This window comes from Streptomyces sp. NPDC059224 (genome assembly GCF_042754285.1).
Classification (GTDB): domain Bacteria; phylum Actinomycetota; class Actinomycetes; order Streptomycetales; family Streptomycetaceae; genus Streptomyces.
In genome coordinates, this window is sequence record NZ_JBHZAN010000015.1 from 37,111 (window position 1) to 56,221 (window position 19,111).

The window sequence follows — 19,111 nt, forward strand, 5'->3', positions numbered from 1 at the left end:
CTCGTCAGCCCTGCTGGAACAGCTCCGCCGGGAGCGGTTTCAGCAGGGCGTACAGGTCGTCCGTGATCGGGCGGTCCCAGGCGGCGATGGTCACGAGGACGCCGTCGCTGCGGTCGAACTGGACGCAGGAGATCCGGCTCTCGGAGAGCTTGAGGCGGCGCACGATCAGCAGGTTGTCGCCCTGCAGCACCGGCATGTCCTCGGTGCCGGCGACGGTGACGTCCTCGTCGTTCTCCAGCGCGAGCAGGAGCTGGCCGACCTCGAAGGGGACCTCGTCCTCCGCGACCTCGCGGGCCGGCGAGCCCTCCGGGAGGTTGCCGATGATCATCGCGGGGCCACGGCCGCCGAAGAGGTCGTAACGCAGGAAGACGCCCTGGCAGGTGCCGTCGGGGGCGGGCAGCAGCCCGGCGCCGAGGTTGCCGGGCCAGTCGCCCGGGTCCATGGCCAGAACGTCGAAGTCGGGGCCGGCGGGAGTGGCGCTGCGGCGACGGAGGAACGACATGCGGTCCATGGTACGGGGCCGCGGGGCTTTCCCGGCCGCCGCGCGTCCTCCGGCCGTCAGGAGAAGTGCACGTCGCCCCGACCGATGCTCACCGTGACGTGATCACGATCGGGTCGTCCGTCGGTCCCGCTTGGCACGCGCGGCGCCCGACCGGGAACTTGACGCCGTCCGACTCCTCGATGCCGGTGACGTACGCGGCGGCCGCGAGGCCGCCGGCGATGTCCACGTGGTGGTCGTGCCGCCTGCAGGGCAGGTCGTCCCCGAAGCAGAAGTCCTGGACCGTGCGGTGGCTCGCGACGGCGTCCGGGCACGTGGCCCGCGGACCGCGCCGACGCTCGGCCGGCGATTCGGCCCAGGGCCCCTCGTCCTCCACGGCCACGCCGTCCATGATCATGAAGAAGGGTGGTCAGGTGCGTCCACGGCGCGGAGCCGTTGAAGCAGGCGCGGTCCAGCGGATCCCGGGGGGTGTCCAGGACGTGCCCGGACGACGATGTACGCGGGTCGAGGCGCTCGGCCACGACCGTGCCGTCGCTTCGCCTGATCGCCACCCGGCCGGTCGTGAAGTCGGTGTGCGGTCCGGGCGGGCCGAAGGGCTCACCGACGCCCGTTCCTCACGCAGGCCGACCGTCGTCCGGCGCGGCCGCGGGTCCTGGGAGGACCCTTGGACGCGAGGAGTCCGCCCTCGCTGACGAGGCTGGCGGTCGCGGTCGTCAGCCGCTCCCAGCGCCGCACGCCGCCGTGCGCGTCGAGAACCTCCGCGAGCGGACCGCTCGTGCTCCCTCCTCGACCCGCAGGCGGACACGACCACGTTCCGACGAAACGCACCGTCCCGCATTCCGCGCCGCCCGCGGACGGCGCGGAGCACCAGGACCTGTCCGGCGGATCACGTCGCGGACGCGGGGCCCGCCGCGCCCTCCCCCGGAGGGGACCCCCGGCGGCGTTGCCGTCGGCCGCCGACGTCCTGCGGCCTTCGGCCGGGAGGTGCCCCCACCGCGCTGCCGCCCTCCTCAACCCTGCAGCCGGCCGCACCGGGCCCCGCTCACCGGCGCTGACGAAGCGGCGTCGACCTCCCGCGGCCTGATCCGCCGGACAGGTCCTGGTTCTAGAGTGCCGCCGTCTCCGTCGCCGCAAGTTCGGCTCGTGCCTCGTCCGCCAGGCCGTCCGCATGGCATCGCTCGGCCGTCTCCAGGCCCCTGCGGAGGTGGCCGGCGTCGCGGAGTTCCCGGCCCAGGGACACCTGCGCGCAAGCAAGTTCGTAGGCCGCCGGGGACCGTTCCAGATGAGCCACCGCTTCCTTCAGGTAGGCCAGGCGTGCCGGGCCACTCGTGACCTCCGCGGCGGTGCGCAGGGCCTGGCCGATCGCCGACGGGGCGCCGAACTGGCGGGCGCGGCCGACCGCTTCCAGGGCCGTGGCCAAGGCACGGTCGGGTGCGTCGTGGCTCTCGGCGCGGGCCAGGTGGAGCTGCCAGGGGCACCACGCGGGGTTGCGGATCCCGCGTGGTTCCAGGCGGCGGCCCGCTGCCGAGAGCTCGGCTGCGGCGTCCCGGGTGAGGCCACGCGCGAGGAGCAGTTCCCCGTAGACCGTCTGGGCGTCGGGGAAGACCACCGCGGCCGGGAACGGCTCGTGGAAGGAGTGGTCCTCGGCGACCCGGGTGGCCTCGTCGGTGCGGCCGCGGGCGAGCAGGGTCTGTACGAGGGTGCCGACCGCGTACCAGAGGGCGGGGGTGCCGGGGCCGACGCGTTCGGCGAGGCGCAGTCCGGAGCGGACCAGGTCCTCGGCCTCGGCGAGGCGGCCGCGCCGGTAGCGGACGTAGCCGTGAAGCGTGTAGCCGAAGGAGAGGTGCGCCCCGCGCCAGCCCTGGCGTTCGAAGTCGGCGGTGCCGGTGGCGAAGAGCTCCTCGGTGCGATCGGGCCGGTCGGCGTACATGAAGGCGAGGGCGACCAGTACGGGCACCTCGAAACCGCGCTCCGACTCGGCCCAGCCGAGACCGCCCGCGAGGGCGCGCTCGGCGTGGCGGAGCGCGACGTCGGCGGGTTCGCCGCGCTGCACCGCGTCCCAGGTGCGCAGGCCGATGATGTACCGCTCGGTGAGGTCGCGGCCCTGGAGCCGGTCGGCGAGCCGGGCCAGCCGACGGGAGCGGGAGGGGTGGTCGGGTTCGTCGGCGCGGAAGGCGTCCCACATGAACTGTTCGGAGAGCATCCGCAGCCGGACCCGGGCGTCGCCGGTCAATCGGATCTCACGGGCCAGGGTCTCGGAGGCATCGGCGAGCCGGTCGCTGTGGGCGAGGACCTGGGAGAGCCGGTAGACGATGTTCTGGCGCAGCCCGGGTTCGGCGATGGGTTCGGCGAGGGCCGCGCGCAGGTGGTTGACGGTGGTGGCGGGTTCGGTCAGCAGGGAGGCGCTGCCGAGTTCGTAGAGGACGGCGGCGCGGTCCTTGGCGGCCGGGGGCTCCCGCAGGGCCCGGGCGAGGAAGCGGCAGGCGGCGTCGGGGGCGCCGGCCCGCAGGGTCTCGCCGGCGGCGGCACGCAGCCGCCGGACGACCCAGGGGTCGCCCTCGGGGTGGGTCTCCAGGAGGTGCCGGGCGGCGGTGGCCGCGGCCTGGCCGTCGTCGGTGACGCACCAGGCGGCCTGGCCGTGCAGGGCGACCCGGACGCCGGGCGGGATGGCCCGGTAGACGGCGGTGGCGATCAGCGGGTGGACGAACTCCAGGGTCTCGACGCCGGTCAGGACGCGGGCGCCGCGCAGGGCGTCGGCGGCGTCGGCGGCCTCTTCCTGGCCGAGGCCGGCCACGGCGGCGGCGAGTACGGGATGGATCTCGGTGCCGAGCACGGCGCAGGCCCAGGCGAACCGGACGGTGGAGGGGCCGAGGCGTTCCAGCCGCGCGATCAGCCCGCTTCCCTTGACGGCGGCTGCGAGGTCGCGCAGCAGGGGGGCGCCCGCCTCGGTGGGGTCGAGGCCGCGGTCGTGGACCTTGGCCGTCAGTTCGACGGTCTCGAAGGGGTTACCGGCGGTGACGGCCCAGCACTCGTGGCAGAAGGCGTCGTCGGCGTGCGCGCCGAGGCTCTCGCGGACCAGTCCGGCCACGGCGTCGGCGCTGAGCGGTTCCAGGTCGTGCGGGCGGCCGCCGGCCCGGCCGGGCAGTCCCCGCAACAACTCGGCGTGGTCGGGGAGTTCGTCTGGCCGGTAGGCGACGACGACGAGCAGCGGGAGCTGCTCGGCGCGGGGCGCGAACGCGGCGAGCCAGCCGAGGGATTCGGGGTCGGCCCAGTGTGCGTCGTCGAGGACCAGGACCACCGGCGCCTGGCGCACCACAAGGTGGGTGAGCACCCAGTCAAGGCCGTCGCGCAGGCCCTGCAGGTCCGGCGGGGCACCCTCGGTGGGGGCGCACAGGCCCAGGGCGGGGCCGACGATGTCGTACCAACTGCCCAGTGAGGCGCGGAGTTCGGCCTCCGGCGCGCCGGCGAGGCGGGGCTGCAGGAGCTGGCGGGCGACATGGAAGGCGACGCGCTGTTCCTGGTCGCCGCCGCGGGCGGAGAGCACGGTGCAGCCCTGTGCGGCCGCACGGCGGCGGACCTCGGTGAGGAGCGTGGTCTTGCCGATGCCGGCCCGCCCGGCGAAGGCGAGCAGCGCGCCGAGCGGTCGGTCGGCCGGATCCGCTCCGTCCGCGCCCAGGCCGGTGAGTTCGGCCAACGCCTCGTCGACGACGGCGAGTTCGCTCTCACGTTCGTAGAGCGTCCGCCGGTTCCGAAGCATCCGCTGTCCCATGACCACCCCCCGCCACGGTGATGCGCGAGCGCGGGGAGCGGGCGCGCACCGTGGCTTGCAGGCAGCTCAGCGTACGCCTGATGAGCGTGATCCGCTCCCTACTGACGGTTACTGACCCAGGGGCTTGACAGGACACTTCAGGACCCTTCGGACGACGCCGGGGGGATCACCGCGATCGGGCTCGCCGCGTGCAGGAGGACGGCCTGCGTGACCGAACCCAGCATGCGGGCGGGCGCCGACAGGCGCCGTCGATGCCGCCCCACGACGACCAGTTCGGCGTCCTTCGAAGCGGCGACCAGAGCCCCGGCCGCGTCGCCGGGGAGCGCGAGGGCCTCGGCGGACACGTCCGGGTGCTCCTTGAGGTACGGGGCGAGGAAGCCCTCGGCGAGCGTGCGGGTCTCCTGCTCGACCTCGTCCTGGTCGACGACCGACGGGGCGAGTTCCCCGGCCGTGGCCCAGAACCGGACCGGCCACGGGTAGGCGGCGACCACCTGGAGACGGGCGCCGCGCCGGGCGGCCTCCGCGAAGGCGAACGCGAGGGTGGCGTCGTCGGGGCTGTCCACGTCCACGCCGACCACGACCCGGGGCCCGGACCGGGCGGGGAACTCGTCGGGGACCTCGCGCCCCGGCCGGGGCACGACGACCACCGGGCACCGGGCGTCGCGGGCGGCGGCCATGCCGTTGGAGCCCAGGATGAGGCTGGCGAAGCCGCCTCGGCCCCGGGATCCCAGCACCAGCAGCTGGGCGTCGGCGCCCAGTTCGGGCAGCAGTGCGGTGGGGGCGCCCTCCATGGCGACGTACTCGGCGGCCGGTCCCGCGCTCCCGGCGGCCAGCCGGTCGCGGACCTGGTCGAGGACGGGGTCGCCGGCCTCGTCGGGCTCTCCGGCGACCATGACGTCCGGCTGTCCCCAGGCGGCGTACTGGCGCACGTGCACCACCCGCAGGGGCACGTCCCGTCGCCGGGCCGCGTCGTGGGCCCAGTCCAGGGCGCGCAGGCTGTCGTCCGAACCGTCCACCGCGGCGATGACCGGCGCAGTGCTCATCGTTGCTCACCTCCGGAATGCGACCTTCCCTGTCCGGGGCCAGCCTGTCTCAGGCGGCGGCCCCGGAAGGGCGCTGCTGGTCACGTGTCCGGAAATCCTTGCGGAACACCCCCCGGTTCACCTCTCTGCCGCGGAACCGTGGGCGGCGCTCAGGTCAGGTCGAACTCGCCCTCCCGGGCCCCCGACACGAAGGCGCCCCATTCGGCGGGGGTGAAGATGAGGGAATGGCTCTGCGGGCGGCCGCTGTTGCGCATCGCGATGAATCCCTCGACAAAGGCGATCTGGACATCCCCCAGGCCACGGCTGCTGGACTGCCACTCGGCCCCGCTGAGGTCCAGCTCCGGCTTCTCCCAGCCCAGTACCGACTGCTGCTGGATGGTGCTCTCGGCCACGTCCGTGCTCCTCCCGAATACGTCGTCCGCGGCCAGCCTAGCTTTCGGTTCCGGCACTCAACAGGCCACGTGAGGGGGTCCTTTCAGGAGTCGGGCGCCACGGCGCCTACCAGCCACATCGAGAAGAACTGGGAGCCGCCGCCGTAGGCGTGCCCGAGCACCTTGCGGGCCCCGTCCACCTGGTGTTCTCCGGCCAGGCCGCGGACCTGGAGGACGGCCTCGGCGAAGCGGATCATGCCGGAGGCGCCGATCGGATTGGTGGAGAGCACTCCGCCCGACATGTTGACGGGGAGGTCCCCGTCGAGTTCGGTGACACCCGATTCGGTGAGTTTCCAGCCTTCGCCCTCCTCGGCGAAGCCGAGGTTCTCCAGCCACATCGGCTCGTACCAGGAGAACGGTACGTACATCTCGACGGCGTCGATGTCCCGGCGCGGGTCGGCGACACCGGCCTGGCGGTAGACGTCGGCCGCGCAGTCCTTCCCGGCCTGCGGCGAGACGGCGTCCTTGCCCGCGAACAGGGTGGGTTCGCTGCGCATGGCGCCGCCCAGCATCCAGGCGGGTGGCTTCGGCGAGCGCGCCGCGCCGGCCCGGTCGGTGAGGACCATGGCGCAGGCCCCGTCCGAGGAGGGGCAGGTCTCCGAGTAGCGGATGGGGTCCCACAGCATGGGGGACGCCTGGACCTTCTCCAGGGTGATGTCGTGTTCGTGGAGGTGGGCGTAGGGGTTCTTGAGCGCGTTGCGGCGGTCCTTGTAGGCGACCAGCGAGCCGACGGTGTCGGGGGCGCCGCTGCGCCGCATGTAGGCCCGCACGTGGGGGGCGAAGAAACCGCCCGCGCCCGCCAGCAGCGGCTGCTGGAAGGGGATGGGCAGGGACAGCCCCCACATGGCGTTGGACTCGGACTGCTTTTCGAAGGCGAGGGTGAGGACGGTGGAGTGGACGCGGGCGGCGACGAGGTTGGCGGCGACCAGTGCCGTGGAGCCGCCGACGGACCCCGCTGTGTGGACCCGCAACATGGGTTTGCCGACCGCCCCGAGCGCGTCCGCCAGGTACAGCTCGGGCATCATCACGCCCTCGAAGAAGTCGGGCGCCTTGCCGATGACGACGGCATCGATGTCGGCCCAGTCCAGTCCGGCGTCGTCGAGGGCGCGTCGCGCGGCCTCCCGGACGAGCCCGGCGATCGACACGTCCCGCCGGGCCGCCACGTGTTTGGTCTGGCCGACCCCTACGACGGCCACGGGCTCCTTGCTCATCGCGGTTCCCCTTCGAGTACGGCGACCAGGTTCTGCTGCAGACAGGGCCCGGAGGTGGCATGCGCGAGGGCACGGTCGGAGTCGCCGCGGTGGATGCGGGCGGCGGCCTCGCCGAGCCGGATCAGCCCCGCGGCCATGATCGGGTTGGCGGCGAGGGCCCCGCCGGACGGGTTCACCCGTACCTCGTCGCCGAGCCGCAGCGCCTTGCGGAGCACCACCTCCTGCGAGCTGAACGGCGCGTGCAGCTCCGCGGTGTCGACGGGCCGTCGGAAGGCGCCGGCCCGCTCGGCGGCGAGCCGCACCGAGGGGGCGTCGGTCAGGTCGCGGACGCCGAGGCCGTGCGCCTCGATCCGGTGGTCGATGCCCCGGATCCAGGCGGGCCGGGAGCACAGCTGACGGGCCCGCTCCCCGGCCGCGAGGATCACCGCGGCGGCCCCGTCACCGATGGGCGGGCAGTCGCCGGTGCGCAGCGGCCGGACCAGGTAGTCCCCCTGCGGTACCGAACCCCGCAGCTGGGCGTGGGGGTTGGCCTCGGCGTCCGCCCGGCTGCGGGCGCCGACCGCGGCCAGCGCCGGCTCGTCGGTCTCGCCCGCGTCGATGAGGGCCTGCGCCTGGAGCGCGGCGAGGGCGACGGAGTCCGGCCAGAGCGGGGCCAGGTAGTAGGGGTCGAGCTGGCGGGTGAGGACGTCCCGGACCGAGCCGGGTGAGGACTTGCCGTACGAGTAGACGAGCGCGGTGTCCGCGTCCCCGGTGAGCAGCTTGGTCCACGCCTCGTACAGCGCCCAGGCGCCGTCCATCTCGACGTGGGACTCGGAGATCGGCGGCCACGCGCCGACGCCGTCGAGGGCGAGGGTGAAGGAGAAGGCGCGGCCGGCGAGGTAGTCGCTGGAGCCGGAGCAGGTGAAGCCGATGTCGGCGGTGCGCAGGCCGGTCTGTTCGAGTACGTCGTGCAGCACCGGCATGAGCATCTCCACCTCGGAGAGCTCCTCGCTGGTGCGCCGGTGGCCGGTCTGCGCGAAGGCGACGACCGCGATGTCCCGGACGCCGGTTGCTTCCTCCCTGGTCACAGCAGCTCCTTGTAGGTGTCGTAGTCGGCGTCGGGTTCGCCGGTGGGCCGGTAGTGGTCGGGGTAGCGGGCTCCCTCGGTCCACACCGGTTCGACCCTGAGGCCCATCCGCACCTGGTCGTAGGGGATGCCGCCGATCCGGCCGTGCAGGGCGAGGCCTGCGCCGTCGAGGGCGATGTGGCCGTAGACGTAGGGCACCTCGATGTCGAGGTTCTTGGCCTTGATGTTGACGATGCAGAACGTGGTGACGGTGCCGCGGGGACCCACTTCGACCTGTTCCGTCGTGGCCACCCCGCAGGTGGGGCAGGCACCCCTGGGCGGGACGTACACCTTCGCGCAGGAGGGGCAGCGTTCGCCGTAGGTCCGCCGGGTGGACAGTGCCTCGATGTAGGCGGCCTGGGCGCGGCCCGGGGAGTAGGTGTAGTCGAGCCGGGCGTGGGCGACGATGCAGTGCACGGCGTCCTCGAACTCGCCGCCGTGCCCGGCCGGTTCGGCGGCCTCGCCGTCATGGGGCTCGAAGCAGGCGATGTCGGTGATGGCGCCCGACCGCTCCCCGGCCCAGCGGACGCGGACCCGCATGCCGGTGCGGACGGCCTCGGGGCCCGGGGCGTCCAGGGCGTGCAGCAGGGCGGTGTCGGCGCCGTCGAGGCGGACCAGGACCCAGGCGAAGGGGGTGTCCAGGGGCTGGCCGCGGCGGGGTTCGTGGTTCCAGGCCCAGGTGGTGACCGTGCCGGTGGGCGCGACCTCGACCAGGTCGCGGATCTCCTCGGCGGTGACCGGGTCGTACTCGACGGGCGGGACGAGGACGCGGCCGTCGCCGGTCCGCACGCCGAGGACGACGCGTTCGCGCAGTCCGGTGAGGAAGGCGCTCTGGACCGGGCCGAGGGAGCGGGTGAAGGGGAACTCGACGACGAGGGGGGCTCTGAGGACTTCGGGCATCGGGGCTGCCTCCTTGACGGGGTCGGTGTGCGGCGCCCCCGAAAGGGGCGCGGGGCTGCACCACGTGCGGCGCGGCCGGCCACGGGCGGCCCGCGGTGTCCGGACCGCCGCACCCGGCACGGCTCTACGCGCGCTTGTACTCAGGTGTCCGCTTCTCCGCGAACGCCCGCGCGCCCTCCTTCGCGTCCGCGGTGTCGAACACCGGCCAGCCCCGCGTCAGCTCCGCGGCCAGTCCGTCGGTCTCCGTCATCTCCGCCGTCTCGTACACCGACGCCTTGACCGCCTCTACCGCCAGCGGCCCGCACGCGTTGATCTGTTCGGCGATCTCCAGGGCCTTGCCGAGGGCGCCGCCGTCCGGGACGACATGGCCGACGAGCCCGATGGCTGCGGCCTCGCGGGCGGTGTACGGCCGTCCGGTGAGCAGCATCTCCAGGGCATGGGTGCGTGGGATCTGGCGTTGCAGCCGGACCGTGGAGCCGCCGATCGGGAAGAGCCCGCGTCTCACCTCGAACAGGCCGAAGGTCGCGGACTCCCCCGCGACCCGGATGTCGGTGCCCTGGAGGATCTCGGTGCCGCCGGCCACGCAGTAACCCTCGACGGCGGCGATCACCGGTTTGCGCGGGCGATGATGGCGCAGCATCGCCTTCCAGTGCAGGTCCGGGTCGGCCTTGAGCCGGTCGCGGTGCCCCTCGCCCGCCATGCCCGCTCCGGCCAGCGCCTTGAGGTCCATTCCGGCGCAGAAGGCGCCACCGGCTCCGGTGAGCACGACGGAGCGGACCGTGTCGTCCTCGTCGGCCTCGATCCAGCCGTCGTACAGGCCGACGAGCATGGAGATCGAGAGCGCGTTCTTGGCCTCGGGCCTGTCGAGCGTGAGCACCAGTGTGGCGCCCTCGCGCCGTACGGTGAGGTGTTCTGTCCCACCCATGGACCTCTCCCCTCTGCCGGAACGAGAACAGGTTGCAGTAGGGCGGGAGGCACTTCAAGGGTTTTCTGACAGTCAGTCAGATTTCTTCGCGCGAACCCTTCCCACTTGCCGCGCCCTTTGCTCTGATGACCGGCGAACCGACAAGTGCGCCTTTCTTCGCCATGGTTGCCGGGGTCAGGAGGAGCGGTGGAGTACAACCTTGCCGATCTGTTCGAGTCGGTCGTCGACGTGGCCGCGGACCGCGAGGCGCTCGTGTACCTCGACCACCCCGGCACCGGCGCGGAGCGCCGGCTGACCTACGCGGAGCTGGACGCGGCCGCCAACCGGATCGGCCACCATCTGGCCGACAGCGGGATCCGCCCCGGCGAGCATCTCGGACTGCACCTCTACAACGGGGTCGAGTACCTCCAGACGGTGCTCGGGTGCCTGAAGGCGCGGATCGTGCCGGTCAATGTCAACTACCGTTACGTCGAGGATGAGTTGGCGTACCTCTATCAGGATGCGGACCTGGTCGCGCTGGTCTTCGACGCGGAGTTCGACGACCGGGTGGCGGCGGCGCTGCCGCGGGCGCCGAAGCTGCGGCACCTGGTGCGGGTGGGCGAGTCGGAGTCGGGCCCCAAGGCCGTGTCCTTCGCGGAGGCAGAGGCGGCGGGGTCGCCCGAACGGGGTTTCCCGGCGCGTTCGGCGGACGACCAGTTCATCATCTACACCGGCGGCACGACAGGGCTGCCCAAGGGCGTGATGTGGCGTCAGGAGGACCTTTTCTTCGCCGGGCTGGGAGGCGGTGCGCCGACCGGTGAGCCGGTGCGGCGGCCCGAGGAGCTGGCGGAGCGGGTCGCGGCGGGTGGCACGGGGATCACCTTCTTCCCCACTCCCCCGCTGATGCACGGCACGTCGACGCTCACCACCTTCATCGGATTCAACTTCGGGCAACGGGTGGTCATCCACCGCAAGTTCGTGCCCGAGGAGGTGCTGCGGACCGTTGAGAGGGAGAAGGTCACCAGCATGTCGCTGGTCGGCGACGCGATGCTGCGCCCGCTGATCGACGCCCTGAAGGGGCCGCTGAAGGGTACCGACTGCTCCTCCATGTTCAGTGTCTCCTCCTCCGGCGCGATCCTCTCCGAGACGGTGCGCCGGCAGTTCAGCGAACTCGTCCCGAACTGCATGCTGCTGAACAACTTCGGGTCCTCCGAGTCCGGCTTCAACGGCACCGCGACGAACGACTCCGGAGCCGGCAGCCGGTTCCGGGTCCGGGTGAACTCCCGTACGCAGGTGGTCGATCCGGTGACCCGCGAGCCGGTGGCGGCGGGCGAGACCGGCCGGGTCGCACAGTGCGGCCATGTTCCGCTCGGCTACTACAACGACCCGCGGAAAACGGCCGAGACCTTCTTCGAGAAGGACGGCCGGCGCTGGGTGCTCCTCGGCGACATGGGCACGGTCGACGCGGACGGCGTCGTCACGGTGCTCGGCCGGGGCTCGCAGTGCATCAACACCGGGGGCGAGAAGGTGTACCCGGAGGAGGTCGAGCAGGCACTGAAGTCCCACCCGGACGTGTACGACGCGTTGGTGGCCGGGGTACCGGACGCCCGGTGGGGCAACCACGTGGCGGCCGTGGTGCAGCTGCGCGAGGGCGCCGGCCGGCCCTCCCTCACGGACATCCAGACCCACTGCCGTACCCAGCTGGCCGGATACAAGATCCCCCGCCAGCTGGTGATCGCCGAGTCCATCCAGCGGTCGCCGAGCGGCAAGGCGGACTACCGGTGGGCGCGGGAGGTCGCGGTGGCCGCCGACCGGTAGGACGCGGAGCACCGCCGGAGGCCGAGGGCGGGCTCTTGAGGCCGGCCGGCCGGGCAGGTGAGCACGGCTCAGGCGTCCAGGAAGCCGACGGTACGGCGGACGAACTCCTCGGGGTCGTCGAGCCAGGGGTAGTGCGCGGCCCCGGGCTGCACGATGACCTCGGCGTCCGGGAAGGCCTCGGCGGCACGCCGGACCAGTGCGGGGCTGGGCCCGCCGTCGAGTTCGCCCGCGTACAGCAGGACGGGGGAGGTGAGGGCGCGCAGGGCGGTCCGGGTGGCGTCGGGTGTGAAGGCTCCGTCGGCGAAGAAGCGGTCTGCGGCCGCGTCGTTGGTCTGTTCCGCGGCGGCCGCGTCATGGGCCCGGGCGATGTCGTCCCAGCGGCCGTAGAAGAAGGGCATGAACGCCTCGTCGAAGTCGCCGGTGCCGTGCAGCCAGGCCTCCAGACCCGGGTACGCCGCGCCGAACCAGGGCTCCCGGGCCCGCAGCCGGGCTGCCGCCAGCCGTTCCTCCGGGGTGGTCCGCAGGCCGAGGGCCGAGGGGTTGCCGGTGATCAGCGCGAGCCGCCGTACCCGGTGCGGCCGGGCCGCCGCGTACAGGATCGCCAGGCTCGCACCCGCCGAGTGCGACAGTACGTCCATGTGGTCGAGCCCCATGTGGGCACGCAACATCTCCACGTCGTCGACCTGTTGGTCGCAGCGGTAGGACGCCGGGTCGGCGGGCACCGCGGAGTCGCCGGTCCCGCGCAGATCGAGCAGGATCAGCCTGCGGTGGGCTGTCAGCCCGCCCAGCTCCCCGAGGTAGGCGGAGGCGCGCATGGGCCCGCCGGGCAGCACGACGAGCGGTTCGCCCTCGCCTCGGACGTGGTACGCGAGGCGGGTCCCGTCCCCCGCGGTGAAGCTGGGCATGCCACTGATCATGGGGTACGGCGGTGCCGTGCCGCAACGGGGTCCGGCCGGCGGCGGCCGGGGAGCGGCCGGGTCAGACGGACGCGGCCGGCTTGGTCACCCGGAACGCGAACTGGCCGCAGAACGTGAGCTTGCGCAGGTTCACCAGGGCCGTGTGCCGCCCGCTCTTGCGTCCCCAGGTGTCGATCTCCGTGTTGAGCGGCGACTCCTCCTGCCAGAAGCGGCCGTACTCCTTTTTCCGAGCCGATTGGTAGGTGCGCATGATCAGGGTCACGCCGTCCAGCGAGGGCCGGATCTCCTCCAGGGCCAGCCCGGCCTCCTCCACCAGCACCCGGAAGCCGTACGGCGTGTAGTTCCACAGGCTGAAGGAGTGGTAGGGCTCGAACTGGGAGGTGCTGCCGATGAACAGTCCGCCGGGACGCAGTACCCGGCCCACCTCCGCGAGCAGCTCCCGGGGACGGGCGACGTGCTCGAAGACCTGGTGCGAGTAGACCAGCGGCACGGCGCCGGAGCGGAACGGCATGTTGACGCCGTCGAAGTACACCACCGGGTCGCCGCCGGGCGAGCGCTGTGCGGCCTCCGGGGAGTCCCGGATGTCGAGCCCCACCCACCGCACGTGGGGGGCGTGCCGGCGGAAGAGCCCGGCGGAGGTGCCGCGCCCGCACCCGAGGTCGACCACCCGGTCCGGGGCCCGTGGCGAGCTCATGGCCTCGTCGAGGTAGTAGCGGGAGGTGACCTGGCGGGCGTGGTCGTCGGGGATGCAGTCGTGCATGAGTTCCCAGAGGGTCGACATGCAACCACGCTACGGAGGCGGCGTGCCCCGGGCCACATCCGGGCGGGGGTTCGGCGCGGCCGTCATCCCTTGGGACGAACGCGGCGGCGCGGACGGCTGTGCCGGGCGGCTGATACCGGACAGGTCACGGACGGCCACGCTGTTGCGGTCGGCGACGGTACGGCCGAGCGCGTGGTACGGCCACAGCCCGCCGGCCTGCCGTCGGCTGCGCTCGTTCCACTCCAGGGCCTCGGTGTGGCGGGCCCGGAAGAAGTTGAGGGCGTAGCCGCCGGAGTGGATCCGCAGCAGGAAGAACCCGCCGGGGTACTCCTTCGCGGCACCGACCTCCTGCAGGGTCACCTGGGGTGCGCGGGCCACGCGGGTACGCTTGTTGCGGTGGGTGTGGCCGGCATGGTGGAGGAACACACCCGGGGCCGCGGCGTAGGCGCGCAGGATCACACGGGCCTGGCTGCGGTCGAGACGCTGTCCGGGGCTCACCGGGAAGAGGGCGTCCCGGACGGTGAGCGGATGGTGTCCGAAGACCACGGTGGGCTGTTCCCGGCGGGCCCGCAGCCGGCGCCGGAACCAGGCCAGTTGCTCGGCGCCGAGACCGCCCGCGTCACCCCCGTTCCCGCGTTTGTCGTAGGTGTCGAGACCGATGATCCGCAGCCCGCCCACCTCGTGCTCGAAGCAGCCGGGACCGTCCGGCGGGCCGAAGGCACGGGTGAAGGTGTCGCCTTCCTCGGTGGTGCGGTCGTGGTTGCCGCGGACCACGAAGTAGTCCCGCCGATGGGTGCCGAAACCGTCCAGGATCCGTCTGGCCTCCGCCAGGTCGGCCGGTCCGCCGCCGGCGGAGATGTCACCGGCGGCCAGCAGCAGTTGGGCGCCGCGGCTGTGGGCCTCGTCGAGCACGGCGCCGGTCATGAGCGCCGGGTGGGCGGTGAGCCCGGCCCGCTGGGCGACTCCGCGCAGGAAGGGCGCGCCGGCCACCAGCCCGGCGACGGTCTCGCCGATGTGCAGGTCGTTGCAGAGGGCGACGGACAGCAGGTGGCGGCCGGGCGGCGGCTGCGGGGTGGTGAAGGAGTAGGGGCCGCCGGGCGAGCCGAGGCCGTGCCGGGAGGTGCCGGCCGCGTTGCCGCGCACCAGGTGCAGCGCGGTGGGGGTGGCGGGCACGCCTCGGGAGCGGGCCTGGTAGTAGTAGGTCTGGCCCGGCTCCAGGCCGGTGAGTTCGACATGGTGGTGCGCGGTGGGGCGGTCCTCGCCCGCGGTGCGGTTCAGGTGCGCGGGGTGGGTGCCGTAGCGGACCTCGCCCTCCGTGACGGCGGGCAGCATGCGGCCGGTGCCGTCGTCGGTGCCGGGCAGGGCGGTGTGCCAGGTGATGACGGCGCGGTCCTCGGTGAGGGTGACCAGTTCCAGGTGGACGGCGGCGAGGGAGCGGGGGTGGCGCGGCGCGGGAACGGTGGCGGACCTGAGCAGGGCGGGTGCGAGCAGCAGAGCGGAGCGCAGCATCTCGCAGGGGCCGGGAACGCCCGCGAGTGCGCCGAGGGGGACGGGGAGACAGCAGCGCATGTCTGCTAGGTGCGCGCCACCGGTGAACGGCGGAGGTGGTGCAGGAGGCCGCGCGAGGTGGGGAACCGGACGTCTTGGGTGCTCACTAGGCCTCACCGAACCGCTGCCGCAGCTCCCGCTTCAGGATCTTCCCGCTGGCGTTGCGGGGCAGCGCGTCCACGAACACCACTCGCTTGGGCGCCTTGAAGGCGGGGATCTTCTCCCGCACGTGGGCGATCAGCTCGGCCTCGCCGACCTCGCCGCGGGCCACGACGACCGCCGTGACCGCCTCGATCCACCGCTCGTCGGGCAGGCCGATCACCGCGGCCTCGGCGACGGCCTCGTGGGTGTAGAGCGCGTCCTCGACCTGCCGGGAGGCGACCAGTACGCCACCGGAGTTGATGACGTCCTTCACCCGGTCGACGATGGTGAGGAAGCCGTGGGCGTCGCGCACGGCGAGGTCGCCGGAGTGGAACCAGCCGTCGCGGAAGGCCTCCTGGGTCTCCTCGGGCTTCTCCCAGTACCCCTCGCACAACTGCGGTGACCGGTAGACGATTTCGCCGGGCGTGCCGTCGGGCACGTCCTGCCCGTCCTGACCGACCACCCGCGCCTCCACGAACAGCACGGTACGGCCGCAGGAGTCCAGCCGCCCCTTGTGCTCCTCGGGCGCCAGGACGGTGGCCAGCGGCCCGATCTCGCTCTGCCCGAAGCAGTTGAACAGGGCCAGTTGCGGCAGCCGTTCACGCAGCCGCTCCAGGACCGGCACCGGCATGATCGACGCACCGTAGTAGGCCTTGCGCAGTCCGCCCAGGTCGCGGGAGCCGAAGTCGGGCCGGTCGGACAGCCCGATCCACACGGTGGGAGGCGCGAAGAGGCTGTCCACCCGCCCGGTCTCGATCAGGTCGAAGAGGGTGTCACCGTCCGGGCCGTCCAGGACGATGTTGGTCGCGCCGACCGCCAGGTAGGGCAGCAGGAACACGTGCATCTGGGCGGAGTGGTAGAGCGGCAGCGCGTGCGCGGGACGGTCCCCGGCGCTCAGGTCGAGGGCGGCGATCGCGCTCAGGTACTCGTGCACCAGCGCCCGGTGGGTCATCATGGCGCCCTTGGGCAGCGCCGTGGTGCCCGAGGTGTAGAGCAACTGCACCAGGTCCTCGGTACGCGGTTCGGGACCGTCGTACGGCGGCGCGTCGGCGAGCCGGGCGAGGATCGAGCCCTCGGCGTCCCGCAGCGGCAGCACCCGTGCCCCGTCCGGGAGCCGTCCGGCGAGGCCGGGGTCGGCGAGCACCAGTGAGCTGCCCGACTGGCCCACGATGTAGGCGAGGTCGTCACCGGTCAGGTTCTGGTTGACCGGCACGTGCACGAGGCCGGCCCGGGCGCAGGCGAGGAACGTGATCAGGTAGGCGTCCGAGTTGTGCCCGTAGGTACCGACCCGGTCGCCGCGGGTGAGGCCCTGGCCGAGCAGGACGCTCGCCGCCCGCGAGACGGCGTCGTCGAGTTCCCCGTACGTCCACCGGCGGTCGCCGTACTCCAGCGCCACCCGTGCGGGGGTGCGCCGGGCGCTGCGCCGCAGCACCCCGTCAACCGTGCTGCCCTGTCCCTGCGTCATGACTCATGATCCTCGGTCCGTCACCGGGAGAGGTCAAGCACCGTCGCACCGCGCACGCCCGCAACCGGGCCCAACCGCTCTGTCCGGCAACGACGTTGGGAGACACAATGCGCACCACCCGCGCGAGACGGCTGCTCGTCGCAGCCGTCGCCCTGCTCACCGCCTCGGCCGCGTTACCGGCCGCGGCGGCCGATCGGCCCGCCCGTCAGGACCGTCCCTCGCACGGCTCCCTGTCCGCCGTCATCCGCTACACCGAGTACGGCATCCCGCACGTCCTCGCCGGGGACTACGCCGACCTGGGCTTCGGCACCGGCTGGGCGCAGGCGGCCGACCAGGTCTGCACCCTCGCCGACGGCTTCACGACCGTGCGCGGCGACCGCTCGCGCTTCTTCGGTTCCACCGCGGCCACCGACCTGTCGCTCTCCTCGGCCGGGGACAACCTCTCCAGCGACCTGTACTTCCGGGGCGTACGGCAGTCCGGCACGGTGGAGGGGCTGCTCACCGAACCGGCGCCGCTGGGCCCGAGCCGGCAGGTGAAGGACCTGATGCGGGGATTCGCCGCCGGGTACAACACCTGGCTGGCGCGGCACCGGATCACCGACCCGGCCTGCGCGGGCGCCGCCTGGGTGCGCCCGGTCACCACGCTGGACGTGGCCACCCGTTACTACGCACTCTCCGTGCTGGGCGGCCAGGGCGGCGCCGTGGACGAGATCACCGCCGCGGCGCCGCCCACCGGCGCGGTACCCGAACGGGGAGTGGACGCCAGGGCCCTGATCAAAGCCGTACAGGACCGGTCCGCGACCTCCGGCATGGGATCGAACGCGGTCGCCTTCGGCGGTGCCACCACCGCGAACGGCCGTGGTCTGCTGCTGGGCAACCCGCACTACCCGTGGCAGGGCGGACGCCGGTTCTGGCAGTCGCAGCAGACCATCCCGGGCGAACTGAACGTGGCCGGCGCGTCCCTGCTCGGCACCCCTACGGTGGCCATCGGCTACACCTCCCAGGTGGCCTGGAGCCACACCGTCGCGACCGGCGTCCCCTTCAGCCTGACCCGGCTCGCCCTCGACGCGTCCGACCCCACCGTCTATCTGGTGGACGGCAGGCCGGAGCGGATGACCAGGCGGACGGTGACCGTGGCGGTCAGGGGCGGCGCCCCCGTCACCCGCACCCAGTGGTGGACCCGGTACGGCCCGGTCGTCGCCGATCCGGACGGCGAGCCGCCGCTGCCCTGGACCGCCACGACGGCGTACGCGTTCAACGATCCCAACGCCGCCAACTTCCGGTTCGCCGACACCTCGCTCGGCTTCGCCAGGGCGCGCTCCACGGCGGACGTCCGCGCCTCCCTCGACCGGCACCAGGGGCTGCCGTGGGTGAACACGGTCGCCGCGGACTCCGCCGGGCACACCCTGTTCACCCAGTCGCAGGTGCTGCCCCGGATCACCGACGACCTCGTGGCCCGCTGCTCGACCGACCTCGGCAAGGTCACCTATCCGCAGGCGGGGCTCGCGGTGCTCGACGGCTCGCGCGGGGCGTGCGTGCCCGGCCGTGACGCCGACGCCGTGCAGGCGGGCATCTTCGGGCCCGCCCGGATGCCCGTCCTCCAGGACGCTCCCTACGTGGAGAACTCCAACGACAGCGCCTGGCTGACCAACGCCGACCGGCCGCTGACCGGGTACGAGCGGATCTTCGGCTCGGTGGGGACGCAGCGCGGGCTGCGCACGCGGGGCGCGATCGAGGACGTGGCGGCGATGGCGGAGCGGGGCGGGCTGACCGTCCAGGACCTCCAGCAGCAGGAGTTCGCGAACCGGGTGCCCGCGGGCGACCTGGCGGCGGCCGACGCGGCGAGGGGGTGTGCCGCGCTGCCCGGAGGCAGGGCGAGGGGCGGCGACGGCACCGTGGTCGACGTCTCGGCGGCCTGCCCGGTGCTCGCGGCCTGGGACCGCACGATGAACGCCGGCAGCCGGGGCGCGCTGCTCTTCGACCGTTTCTGGCGGAAGCTCGCGGCCACGGTACCGACGGCCCCGCGGTGGCGGGTGCCGTTCTCGGCGGCCGATCCGGTACACACCCCGAACACGCTCAACACGGCCACGCCCGAGTTCGCCAAGGCCCTCGCCGACGCCGTGGCCGAACTGCGGACGGCGGGCATCCCGCTGGACTCCCGGCTCGGGGAGCACCAGTTCGTCGTGCGCGACGGGCAGCGGCTTCCGGTGCCGGGCGGTACCGAGGCGCTGGGGATCTGGAACAAGATCGAGCCGGTCTGGGACGCCGCGCGCGGCGGCTACGCGGACGTCGCGTTCGGGTCGAGTCACATCCAGGCGGTGGGCTGGGACGGCGGTCACTGCCCCGTCGCCCGCACCTTGCTGACGTACTCCCAGTCCTCGAATCCGCACTCGCCGCACCACAGTGACCAGACCCGGCTGTTCTCGGCCGGGAGTTGGGTGACGGCGCGGTTCTGCGAGAAGGACATCCTTTCGTCCCCGGCGTTGAAATCCGTCCGGGTGCACGCAAGCTGAACGCGTGCGGCCCCGCTCCACGTGGGGCGGGACCGTATGCGCGTGACAGCGGAGGCTCTGGTCGTCGCTCCGTGCATCAACAGTCGC

At 73.1% G+C, this 19,111-nt stretch carries 15 protein-coding genes; 2 read left to right on the forward strand and 13 right to left on the reverse strand.

Features of this window, described 5'->3' with window-relative positions:
- Positions 1-4: 4 nt before the first annotated feature.
- The 9 genes from ACFXI4_RS17805 to ACFXI4_RS17845 form a co-directional block, all read right to left on the reverse strand.
- Positions 5-502, reverse strand: coding sequence for a hypothetical protein (locus ACFXI4_RS17805; RefSeq protein WP_362727862.1), 498 nt, complete (start codon positions 500-502; stop codon positions 5-7).
- Between the two features lie 88 nt (positions 503-590).
- Positions 591-896, reverse strand: a complete 306-nt coding sequence (locus ACFXI4_RS17810; protein ID WP_384991600.1) for a hypothetical protein — start codon at positions 894-896, stop codon at positions 591-593.
- Between the two features lie 708 nt (positions 897-1,604).
- Positions 1,605-4,268 carry an ATP-binding protein gene (locus ACFXI4_RS17815; RefSeq protein ID WP_384991603.1) on the reverse strand — a complete coding sequence of 888 codons (2,664 nt, stop codon included), beginning with the start codon at positions 4,266-4,268 and terminating at the stop codon, positions 1,605-1,607.
- 137 nt (positions 4,269-4,405) lie between these two features.
- Positions 4,406-5,311, reverse strand: coding sequence for a universal stress protein (locus ACFXI4_RS17820; protein ID WP_384991605.1), 906 nt, complete (start codon positions 5,309-5,311; stop codon positions 4,406-4,408).
- Between the two features lie 149 nt (positions 5,312-5,460).
- Positions 5,461-5,703, reverse strand: coding sequence for a DUF397 domain-containing protein (locus ACFXI4_RS17825; RefSeq protein ID WP_384991607.1), 243 nt, complete (start codon positions 5,701-5,703; stop codon positions 5,461-5,463).
- Positions 5,704-5,786: 83 nt separating this feature from the next.
- Complete coding sequence (locus tag ACFXI4_RS17830; protein ID WP_384991609.1) at positions 5,787-6,953, reverse strand: thiolase domain-containing protein; 1,167 nt, start codon at positions 6,951-6,953, stop codon at positions 5,787-5,789.
- A complete protein-coding gene (locus ACFXI4_RS17835; RefSeq protein ID WP_384991611.1) occupies positions 6,950-8,020 on the reverse strand; it encodes a thiolase domain-containing protein in 1,071 nt (356 codons plus the stop codon). Before ACFXI4_RS17835 ends, ACFXI4_RS17830 begins: the two co-directional genes overlap by 4 nt.
- Complete coding sequence (locus tag ACFXI4_RS17840) at positions 8,017-8,958, reverse strand: Zn-ribbon domain-containing OB-fold protein (RefSeq protein ID WP_384991613.1); 942 nt, start codon at positions 8,956-8,958, stop codon at positions 8,017-8,019. The genes ACFXI4_RS17835 and ACFXI4_RS17840 overlap by 4 nt, the downstream gene beginning before the upstream one ends.
- Before the next feature lie 124 nt (positions 8,959-9,082).
- Entirely contained in the window at positions 9,083-9,883 is an 801-nt protein-coding gene (locus ACFXI4_RS17845) for a crotonase/enoyl-CoA hydratase family protein (protein WP_362723298.1), read from the reverse strand.
- Between the two features lie 186 nt (positions 9,884-10,069).
- On the opposite strand from ACFXI4_RS17845, the gene ACFXI4_RS17850 reads away from it, so the two are divergent.
- Entirely contained in the window at positions 10,070-11,680 is a 1,611-nt protein-coding gene (locus ACFXI4_RS17850) for an acyl-CoA synthetase (RefSeq protein ID WP_384991616.1), read from the forward strand.
- Between the two features lie 68 nt (positions 11,681-11,748).
- Here ACFXI4_RS17850 and ACFXI4_RS17855 read toward each other — a convergent pair whose 3' ends face one another.
- From ACFXI4_RS17855 to ACFXI4_RS17870, 4 genes are all read right to left on the reverse strand, one after another.
- The gene (locus tag ACFXI4_RS17855; protein ID WP_384991619.1) at positions 11,749-12,585 is read right to left on the reverse strand and encodes an alpha/beta fold hydrolase; all 837 of its coding nucleotides are present in this window, start codon (positions 12,583-12,585) and stop codon (positions 11,749-11,751) included.
- Positions 12,586-12,658: 73 nt separating this feature from the next.
- A complete protein-coding gene (locus ACFXI4_RS17860) occupies positions 12,659-13,378 on the reverse strand; it encodes a class I SAM-dependent methyltransferase (RefSeq protein WP_384991622.1) in 720 nt (239 codons plus the stop codon).
- 9 nt (positions 13,379-13,387) lie between these two features.
- Positions 13,388-14,926 carry a fibronectin type III domain-containing protein gene (locus ACFXI4_RS17865; protein ID WP_384991625.1) on the reverse strand — a complete coding sequence of 513 codons (1,539 nt, stop codon included), beginning with the start codon at positions 14,924-14,926 and terminating at the stop codon, positions 13,388-13,390.
- A gap of 85 nt (positions 14,927-15,011) precedes the next feature.
- On the reverse strand, positions 15,012-16,511 hold the full coding sequence (locus ACFXI4_RS17870) for an acyl-CoA synthetase (RefSeq protein ID WP_384991628.1): 1,500 nt from the start codon (positions 16,509-16,511) through the stop codon (positions 15,012-15,014).
- Between the two features lie 107 nt (positions 16,512-16,618).
- Between ACFXI4_RS17870 and ACFXI4_RS17875 the strand changes: the two genes are divergently transcribed.
- Complete coding sequence (locus tag ACFXI4_RS17875; RefSeq protein WP_384991631.1) at positions 16,619-19,024, forward strand: penicillin acylase family protein; 2,406 nt, start codon at positions 16,619-16,621, stop codon at positions 19,022-19,024.
- The last annotated feature ends 87 nt before the right edge of the window (positions 19,025-19,111 follow it).